Annotated in this window: 9 protein-coding genes and 1 pseudogene; 4 read left to right on the plus strand and 6 right to left on the minus strand. The window is 70.1% G+C overall.

The genetic code is table 11. From position 1 onward, the window contains the following. Window positions 1-484: 484 nt before the first annotated feature. Window positions 485-1,486 carry a tryptophan--tRNA ligase gene (trpS, locus tag ACZ4EF_RS36735; RefSeq protein WP_467508547.1) on the plus strand — a complete coding sequence of 334 codons (1,002 nt, stop codon included), beginning with the start codon at window positions 485-487 and terminating at the stop codon, window positions 1,484-1,486. Between the two features lie 65 nt (window positions 1,487-1,551). On the opposite strand, the gene proC is transcribed toward trpS, so the two are convergent. From proC to ACZ4EF_RS36755, 4 genes are all read right to left on the minus strand, one after another. Continuing rightward, window positions 1,552-2,370 (minus strand): pyrroline-5-carboxylate reductase, encoded by an 819-nt coding sequence (gene proC / locus ACZ4EF_RS36740; RefSeq protein ID WP_355350229.1) that lies wholly within the window; start codon window positions 2,368-2,370, stop codon window positions 1,552-1,554. An 84-nt stretch (window positions 2,371-2,454) separates the two neighbouring features. After that, window positions 2,455-3,192 (minus strand): ABC transporter permease, encoded by a 738-nt coding sequence (locus ACZ4EF_RS36745; protein ID WP_467508549.1) that lies wholly within the window; start codon window positions 3,190-3,192, stop codon window positions 2,455-2,457. Then, complete coding sequence (locus ACZ4EF_RS36750; protein WP_467508551.1) at window positions 3,189-4,070, minus strand: ABC transporter ATP-binding protein; 882 nt, start codon at window positions 4,068-4,070, stop codon at window positions 3,189-3,191. The genes ACZ4EF_RS36745 and ACZ4EF_RS36750 overlap by 4 nt, the downstream gene beginning before the upstream one ends. Before the next feature lie 1,552 nt (window positions 4,071-5,622). After that, the gene (locus ACZ4EF_RS36755; RefSeq protein WP_391164084.1) at window positions 5,623-6,087 is read right to left on the minus strand and encodes a hypothetical protein; all 465 of its coding nucleotides are present in this window, start codon (window positions 6,085-6,087) and stop codon (window positions 5,623-5,625) included. Window positions 6,088-6,104: 17 nt separating this feature from the next. Here ACZ4EF_RS36755 and ACZ4EF_RS36760 point away from each other — a divergent pair. After that, window positions 6,105-6,797 (plus strand): annotated as a pseudogene (locus ACZ4EF_RS36760) (IS5 family transposase); the annotation flags it as partial. A 10-nt stretch (window positions 6,798-6,807) separates the two neighbouring features. Here the strand turns inward: ACZ4EF_RS36760 and ACZ4EF_RS36765 are convergent. Together ACZ4EF_RS36765 and ACZ4EF_RS36770 are read right to left on the minus strand one after the other, a co-directional pair. Next, window positions 6,808-7,284: a hypothetical protein gene (locus ACZ4EF_RS36765; RefSeq protein ID WP_391164094.1), complete on the minus strand. Its 477-nt coding sequence runs from the start codon at window positions 7,282-7,284 to the stop codon at window positions 6,808-6,810. Window positions 7,285-7,325: 41 nt separating this feature from the next. Beyond that, a complete protein-coding gene (locus tag ACZ4EF_RS36770) occupies window positions 7,326-7,520 on the minus strand; it encodes a hypothetical protein (protein ID WP_355350217.1) in 195 nt (64 codons plus the stop codon). An 84-nt stretch (window positions 7,521-7,604) separates the two neighbouring features. Here ACZ4EF_RS36770 and ACZ4EF_RS36775 point away from each other — a divergent pair, with 84 nt between their 5' ends. Together ACZ4EF_RS36775 and ACZ4EF_RS36780 are read left to right on the plus strand one after the other, a co-directional pair. Further along, window positions 7,605-8,147 (plus strand): GNAT family N-acetyltransferase, encoded by a 543-nt coding sequence (locus tag ACZ4EF_RS36775; RefSeq protein ID WP_401313855.1) that lies wholly within the window; start codon window positions 7,605-7,607, stop codon window positions 8,145-8,147. A 207-nt stretch (window positions 8,148-8,354) separates the two neighbouring features. Continuing rightward, window positions 8,355-8,573, plus strand: coding sequence for a Clp protease N-terminal domain-containing protein (locus ACZ4EF_RS36780; protein WP_355350211.1), 219 nt, complete (start codon window positions 8,355-8,357; stop codon window positions 8,571-8,573). Window positions 8,574-8,708: the final 135 nt, after the last annotated feature.

An 8,708-nucleotide genomic window follows, 5' to 3' on the forward strand; every position in this document is an offset into this window, starting at 1 on the left:
CGACTCTATCAGACGCTTTCCAGTGCCTGACCCCCAGTCAGCGGGGCTTGTCTTTCCGGCTGTTCGGCCGTTCCGACGAGTGAGACATTAGCTGAACTTCGGCGGTCGAACCAAATCGGCCGCTTTCCGTTCCCGCCCCATTCCGAATGCGCACAAGTGAACGCCACGGCATGCCGTAGTCGCTCGTTTGTTTGCTGCGGAATGGCTGTCCGGGGACCGACCGGAGTCGGCGCTCACGCTCGGACAACCCGGAGAACGTTACGCACGGGTCCGGAGAGTGTCAACTCGGTGCCCTGGCGGTGGCCGGAGGGCTACTGTGGGTCGTATGACATCGCATGCGTGCACCTCTCAGTGGTGGGCCGCCTAGGGCGGCCAGGAGTCACGTATGCATCCAACGGCCGCCGCCTCGGCGGCCGTTTTCTGTTGTCCCGGCCGCGGTGGGCGGTGGTCCCGCGAACCCGACCAGGACCAGGAGACAGCAGTCATGACGCGGATTTTCAGTGGGGTCAAGCCCACCGGGCACCTCACCTTGGGGAACTACCTCGGCGCGATCCGGCGGTGGGCGGACGAGGACCAGCACCGGGCGGAGTCGCTGTTCTGCGTGGTCGACCTGCACGCGCTCACCGTCGACCACGATCCGGCGCGGGTGCGACGGCTCACCCGGCAGGCGGCGAGCCTGCTGCTCGCGGCCGGGCTCGATCCGCAGGTGTGCACGGTGTTCGTGCAGAGCCACGTCGACGAGCACGCGCGGCTGTCGTACGTCATGGAGTGCGTGGCCACCGACGGTGAGATGCGGCGCATGATCCAGTACAAGGAGAAGTCCGCGCGGGCGCAGGCGGCCGGTCAGAGCGTACGGCTGTCGCTGCTCACGTACCCGGCGCTGATGGCGGCGGACATCCTGGCGTACGGCGCCGACGAGGTGCCGGTCGGCGAGGACCAGACGCAGCATGTGGAGCTGACGCGGGTGCTGGCGGAGCGGTTCAACCAGCGGTACGGGCTGACGTTCGTCGTACCCCGCGCCGTACGGCCCGCCGTGGCCGCGCGGGTCATGGACCTCCAGGACCCCACCGGCAAGATGGGCAAGTCGCACGACGCCACCGCCGGGATCATCTACCTGCTCGACGAGCCCGAGGCGATCACCAAGAAGGTGATGCGGGCGGTGACGGACAGCGGGGCCGGCGAGGTGGAGTACGACCGCGAGGCGCGGCCGGGCGTCGCGAATCTGCTGGACATCCTGGCGGCTTGTACGGGCAAGGAGCCGGAGACGCTGGCCGGGGAGTACACGGCGTACGGGGCCCTGAAGCGGGACACGGCGGAGGCGGTGGTGGAGCTGCTGCGGCCGTTGCGGGCGCGGCACGCCGAGTTCAGCGCCGATCCGTCGTACGTGGACGGGGTGCTGCGGGACGGCGCGGCGGCGGCGCGGGCGCTGGCCCGGCCGACCGTTGACGCGGCCTACCGGGCGGTGGGGCTGCTGCCGCTCACGTAGCCGCGGCCGTATCCGTCCTGCTCCCGTGCCGCCTCGCTACCCGCGGCCGTAACCGTCGAGCCGGGTCATCCGTTGCCGGAGGCCAGCTCGCGGCTGCGGTCGCGGGCGGCTTCGAGGGCGGCGAGGAGGGCGGCGCGTACGCCGTGGTTCTCCAGCTCGCGGATGGCGTTGATGGTGGTGCCCGCCGGGGAGGTGACGGCTTCGCGGAGCTTGACCGGGTGCTCTCCGCTGTCGCGGAGCATCACGGCGGCGCCGATCGCGGACTGGACGATGAGGTCGTGGGCCTGGGCGCGCGGGAGGCCGAGCAGGATGCCCGCGTCGGTCATGGCCTCGACCAGGTAGTAGAAGTACGCGGGTCCGGAACCGGACAGGGCGGTCGCGGCGTCCTGCTGCTTCTCCGGGACGCGGAGGGTCTTGCCGACCGGCTTGAAGATGGCCTCGGTACGGGCGAGGTGGGCCTCGGTGGCGTGGCGGCCCGCCGAGATCACGGACATGCCCTCGTCCACGAGCACGGGGGTGTTCGGCATGACGCGTACGACCGCGATGCCGTCCGCGAGCCGCTCCTCGAAGAAGGCGGTCGGGATGCCGGCGGCGGCGCTGATGACGAGGCGGTCGGCCGGTACGTGCGCGGCCAGCTCGTCCAGCAGGGCGCCCATGTCCTGGGGCTTGGCCGCCAGGATGAGGGTGTCGGCGGCCTTGGCGGCCTCGGCGTTCGTGACGGCCTCGACGCCGTAACGGGCGCGCAGTTCCTCGGCGCGTTCGGGGCGGCGGGCGGTGACCAGCAGGTCCTCCGGGGCCCATCCGGCGCGGATCATGCCGGAGAGGAGGGCTTCGCCGATTTTGCCGGTGCCGAGAACGGCGACTTTCTGCTTCTGGGCGGTCATGGGGTCATCTTCGCAGGGGCGGACGGGGCAAGCGGGCCGCGTCCGCCCTTCGGTCGTACGTCCGGGCAACCGGGGTGGCTCTGCTCAGGTGGTGCGGCGGCGCAGGGTGGCCGAGCCCAGGCCGAGGGCCAGGAGGGCGCAGCAGGCGACGATGATCAGATCGCGTACGAAGTCGCCGGTGACACCCGTGTGGTGGACGATCTGGGTGGTGGCGTCGGCGGCGTACGACATGGGGAGCACGTTCGACAGGCCGCTGAGGACCGGCTGCATGTCGCCGCGCGGGACGAACAGGCCGCAGAGCAGGATCTGCGGGAGCAGCACGGCGGGCAGGAACTGCACGGCCTGGAACTCGCTGGACGCGAAGGCGCTGACGAACAGGCCGAGCGCGGTGCCGAGGAAGGCGTCGGCGAGCGCGGCGACCAGCAGCAGCCACGCCGAGCCGGTGACGTCGAGGCCGAGCGCGAGGACGGACAGGCCGGTGGCGAGCGCGGCCTGGACGACGGCGACGGCGCCGAACGCGAGCGCGTACCCGGCGAGCAGGTCGGCCTTGCCCAGCGGCATGGACAGCAGCCGCTCCAGGGTGCCCGAGGTGCGTTCGCGCAGCGTGGCGATCGACGTGACCAGGAACATCGTGATCAGCGGGAAGATGCCGAGGAGCGAGGCGCCGGCCGAGTTGTACGTCTGCGGGCTGGCGTCGAAGACGTACTTCAGCAGTGTCAGCAGCACGCACGGGACGACGAGCATCAGGCCGATCGTGCGCGGGTCGTGGCTGAGCTGGCGCAGGACGCGGCGGGCCGTGGCGAAGGTGCGGTCGAGGTTCATCGCGCGGTCGATTCTGTGGGGGTGGACTCGGCGGATTCGTTGGCACTGGCACTGGCTTGTGCGGGGGGCTTCTGCTGAGAGGCGTCGCTCGCGCCCTTGGCCTGGCCGCCCTTGGCGTCGCTCGCGCCGCTGGCTTCGTCGTTGGCCGCGTCGACCAGGCGCAGGAACGCCTCTTCGACGGTGTCGGAGCCGGTGCGCTCGCGCAGTGCGTCGGGGGTGTCGTCGGCGAGGATGCGGCCCTCGCGCATCAGCAGCAGGCGGTGGCAGCGTTCCGCCTCGTCCATGACGTGCGACGAGATGAGTACGGTCGCGCCGCGCTCGTCGGCCAGCCGGTGGAACAGTTCCCACAGGTCCCTGCGGAGCACCGGGTCGAGGCCGACCGTCGGCTCGTCCAGCACGAGCAGTTCCGGCTCGCCGAGGAGGGCCACCGCGAGGGAGACCCGGCCGCGCTGACCGCCGGAGAGGTTGGCGGCGAGGCTGTCGGCGTGCGACATCAGGTTGACGTCCGTCAGGGCGCGTTCGACCTGGGCGGCGCGGTCGCGGTGCGCGATGCCGAGGACGGCGGCGTAGTAGTCGAGATTCTGCCGGGCGGTGAGGTCGGAGTAGACCGACGGCGCCTGCGTCACGTATCCGAGGCGCGGGCGCAGGCTGCGGTGGCCCGCCGGGTGGTCCAGCACGTTGAGGGTGCCGGTGACGTGGGCCTGCGAGCCGACGATCGCTCGCATCAGCGTGGATTTTCCGCAGCCGCTCGGTCCGAGGAGGCCGGTGATTCGGCCGGGCGGGAGGGTAAAGGAGAGGTTGTCGAGCACGGTGCGGCCACCGCGTACGACGCGGAGGCCGGCGGCCTCGATGGCGGGTCCGGGGGCTTTATTCATCATGTGATGAATAAACACCCGTGACGGGGTGCGCGTCAAGCCGTGCTCCTCCGGAGGGGGTGGGTTTTCGGGGGGCCTGGCGGCGGCTCGGTGGGGGGCCGGGGTTCCTGGGCCGGGGGGTCGGGTCGGGGGCCGGTGTTCCTGGGCCGGGGGGTCGGTGTCCTCATCCGGATGGCCGGGGTCCTGGTCGGGGGTCCGGGGTTCCTGGGCCCGGGGGCCGGGGTTCCTGGGCCCGGGGGCCGGGGTTCCTGGGCCCGGGGGCCGGGGTTCCTGGGCCCGGGGGTCGGTGTCCTGGTCGGGGGTCCGGGGTCGGTCAGGGTCATCCCCTATGGCGTACGCGGTGGGGGCGAAGGATCGTTGCGGTATGAGGCGTTCATCCCGAGAAGTTGCTGCATCGCGCGTTGAGAAGCGGCAGTTGGCCGTGGCCTCGGCGACGCTTGGACCTTGGCGGCCGGCCGCTGCCGTCGGTGCGATCGGGGGTGGGGTGTCACTTGCCCTGCACCTCGTGCACGGGCACTTCGGGCTCGGCATTCTGGCCGGGGCGCTGTCCGTGGGCGCCCTGCTTTTCTACTGCGTGGGCGGGGCCGGGGCGGTGCTCGGCTACTCCGGGGGCGCGCGGGGGCGGGATCACCGGATACGGAGGTGGGCGCGGGAGCATCCGTGGCGGGTGGCGGCTGTGCCCGGGGCGCTCATGCTTGTCAGCGACTTCGTTATTCGGGAGGTCCTGACCAGTCAGGGGTTCTTCGGGTCGCTCTGGACCGGGGTCTGGCACGGGGCTGTCGTGGCGGCTGTCGTGGGAGCCGTCGGGACCGTTTCGGCTGCGCGGCGCGCCTGAGGCTTTGACGTCTTGAGCGCTTCAGGTCTTTTGAGCGCTTGACGTTCCTTGAGCGCCTGACGTCACCCGTGTCGCATTGTCGGCGCACCTCGGTGCCTGGGGGGTCTTTCCCCCCGGGCGCCTTTCCTTTGCCCACCGCCCTGTCCCTGGTGTCGGTCCCGGGCCGGGGCACCTCCTCGAGCTGCGTGCTGCCTGCCCCTTTCCCATTCGTCCCCGCCCTGTCGGCACGCAAATCTGCGGGGGCACCCCGCCCCGTCCCCTCCGGCCCGTCGCCGCCTGACGGTCCCCCGTGGGGTGGGGGGAGGGGGTGGGGGCGGTTCGCCGTGGGGTGGGCGGAGGGGGGTGGGTACCCGCCCCCTCCGGCACGGCTGCGGATGACGGTTCGCCGTGGGTGGGAGGGGCGTGGGCGGTTCGCCGTCGGGTGGGCGGAGGGGGTTTGTCAGCACGTGTTTGGGGACCAGTCGGAGAAGTCGTTTTGGCTCCAACGACTGAGGGTTCCGGGCGGGCGGAGGTGTCGTTCGCGCCGCTGCGGCAAGGTGATTTGGTCCCACCACGATCGGGGGAATCCACTGGCGGTGGGGTCGGTGGGGGGCTGTAGTTCCGGAGCGATTGTCGCCGTGAGCACGCCCCCGACAGGTGTGCGGCGTCAGTCGGACCGGTCGGCCGGGCGGAAACGAGTTGTGGCCGGAGCCCCTGGGCTGCGACTGATCAGGATCAGGATCAGTCGCCTGAATACCCGAAAATGCCCACGTGAGTCGGCTGGTCGTCGGTGTGCAGGATGACGTAGATGCCGGTCCACCGCATGCGGCACTCTTCGAGCAGAGACTCCTCGGAGAGGTGGGCTCGATGGGCTGCGGTGATTCGCTCCTCATACTGCTGGACTGTCGGACGGTCGGTCCCGAAGTAGTGAGCAAGGCGGTCAGGGGCCAGCGGGCGCAGGGTGTTGTAGTCCTCGCCCTTGGCAGGGTCCGGGGTGCCAGTCGTGTGGACGACGCGTTGGATGTCGAGGATCGAGTGGGTGCCCTCCTCGCCCATGAAGTCCTCGTCAGCGTGCAGTTCTGTGAGGCTCCGGTAGGTGTCGGAGCTGCCGTACCTCTGCTGGAAGATCTGCGCGTGCAGGGCCTCCAGGGATGCCTCGACGCTCCCTGTGTAGTCGAAAGTGGATCTTGGGCTGTGAATGATCACGGTTCATGGGTCGGTGAGATCTCACGGACGAGCAGTGGGCGGTGCTGGAGCCGCTACTGCCGAAGGGCATGACGGCGGGTCGGCCAGCTGCCTGGCCCCGGCGGCAGTTGATCGACGGCATACGGTTCCGGGTCCGGACCGGTATCCCGTGGCGGGACGTGGCCGCCGAGTACGGGCCGTGGGGACGGGTCTATGACCTGTTCCGCCGGTGGCAGCGGAACGGTACCTGGCAACGGATCCTCAGCCGACTCCAGTCCCTGGCCGATGCGAAGGGCGCGATCGCCTGGGACCTGAATGTCGACTCCACGGTGTGCCGCGCCCACCAGCATGCGGCCGGGGCCCGCAAACAGGGCTACCGGCAGAAGGAGCCGCCGGGCGGCATGTTTGCCGAGCCTGATGATCACGGGCTGGGCCGCTCACGCGGTGGGTTCACCACCAAGCTCCACCCGGCGGTTGAGCAGGGTCAGAAGCCCATGGCGATCGTGATCACGGCAGGACAGTGCGGGGACTCGCCACAGTTTGAACCCGTGCTCGGCTCTCGCGGCGGCCGACCGCCGCGTTTCGACCCTGTCGACTACCGCGAACGTCACGCTGTCGAGTGCGGGATCAACCGGCACAAGAGGCACCGCGCCGTCGCCACGCGGTACGACAAGCTCGCGGTCCGCTACGAAGCGACTGTCCTGGTCGCTGCCATCAACGAGTGGCTGTGACCCCCAGCCGTCATACGGCTGTATCCACGTTCCACGTCTCCGGCAGATCGCCGCCGCAGAAGACGCAGACGAAGTCGCCCTCGCGCACGATGTTGTGCTCCTGGCAGTCAGGGCATCGTCGGAACACGATCTCGTGGGTGAAGCCGGAGGGCCGCCCAAGTTCTACGTCGTCCAGAGCATGAGCGACTGCCGACCAGGAGGTGACGTCCGGGCAGTATCCGGTGGACTGGTTGCTGACCTCGCCCACCATCCACCGGTCTGCCTCGCGCACGAAGCTGATCTCGCCAGCACCCAGAACCATGTCCCCGCCAGCGCAGGCCACGTGCTCGCTTCGCCGCGGCGCCAGCCGAAGCACACCATCTGTCCCGACCACGAAGGTGAACGGGTCGGCCAACTCTGCCACCGATCGCTCAGCGACCCAGCCGTCGAAGTCAGCCGCCGAGCTGATCCGGCACCCGCCGCTGCCAGACCGGACCGCAGCCTTCAGCTCCACCGGTCCCACATATCGGTAACTCCGCCCCCGCACGCTCACATCAGCCAACCTAAAACACTTCCGACACACGCCCTATTAGGCGTCAGGGTCAGCCCGCACTCGAAGTCCTCGAGCGGCAACGGTGCCAGTTCCTCGGCCTCGGAGCGGTAGCTGAAGCCGATCGACGTCAGTCGGCCCTGCAGGATTCGCTCGTCCTCTGCGGCGTCGATCTCGGCAATCCCCTCGTTCACTTCGGGCGGGAGGCTCATGGGTCGGGCGGGGGGAGAGGCAATTGGGATCGGGGGGGTTGGGTGGGGCAGGGATAGGTTGGGGGGATGGGGGAGTTGGGGTGGGTGGAGGGGTGGCCGGGTGGGGGGATTCGGACGGGGCGGCTCTGGTTGAGGGAGCCGGAGGCGGGGGATCGGGGGGCGGTGATTGAGCTGTTCTGTTCGGCGGAGGTGGGGACCTATGTGGGAGGGCCCCGGGAGCGGGACGAGATGGAGCGGGCGGTGCCCGAGACGCCAAGGCGGCGGCACGGGCTCTTCGTGGTCGACCTCGACGGGGCGATGATCGGCATCGTCACGATCGACCGGCACGGCGCCGGGAGCAAAGGGCACGTCCGTCCGGAGGGCGAGGAACCCGAACTCGGCTACATGTTCCTGCCCGAGGCGTGGGGCCACGGATACGCCACCGAAGCCTGCGCGGCAGCGCTCAACTGGGCCGCCGAAGCGCTCCCCGGCGAGCCGGTGGTGCTCTGCACCCAGACCGCCAATACGGCATCGCTGCGCGTCGCGGAAAAGCTTGGATTCACCGAGGTCGAACGCTTCGAGGAGTACGGCGCCGAGCAGTGGTTCGGCCTGTGGACGCGCCGAGGGTGACCCCGCGCAAGTAACCCCCTCCCCCCATCAGCCACAACGGACGCGCGGACGCCGACGGGCGAGGAGGGGACGGGCCGGGGTGCCCCCGCAGGGGGCCGAACGGACAAGGCCAGAAGCAGGCGCAGGTGCTCGCAGGTTCGTCGCCCGAGGAGGTGCCCCGGCCCGGCACCGACCAGGCACAAGCGGCACCCGCACGGAGGAGTAGAGGTGTTCGAGTTTTTCACCGACCGCGCGAGGCGCGCCGTGGCGCTGTCCCAGGACGAGGCCATCGCCCTCGGACACGACTTCATCGGCACCGAACACATCCTGCTCGGCTTGCTGGCGGCGGGAGAAGGCCGCGGCCTCGAGGTACTGGCGGCCCTGGAAGTGGAACCCGCCGGCCTGCGCCAAGCGGTACTCACCCGGGTGGCCAGGGAGACGTCATAGCGACGACCGGGATATGCGCCCACCGCCCGGCCGGACACGCCCTAGGTGTATTGATCACGAGCGTTGTTGACATGTGCCGGTGCTTGATCATGGCGAAGACCTCCGGTGTGGTGGAGCTGTCTAGGACTGCACCGC

The organism is Streptomyces sp. NPDC025721, from assembly GCF_055558595.1.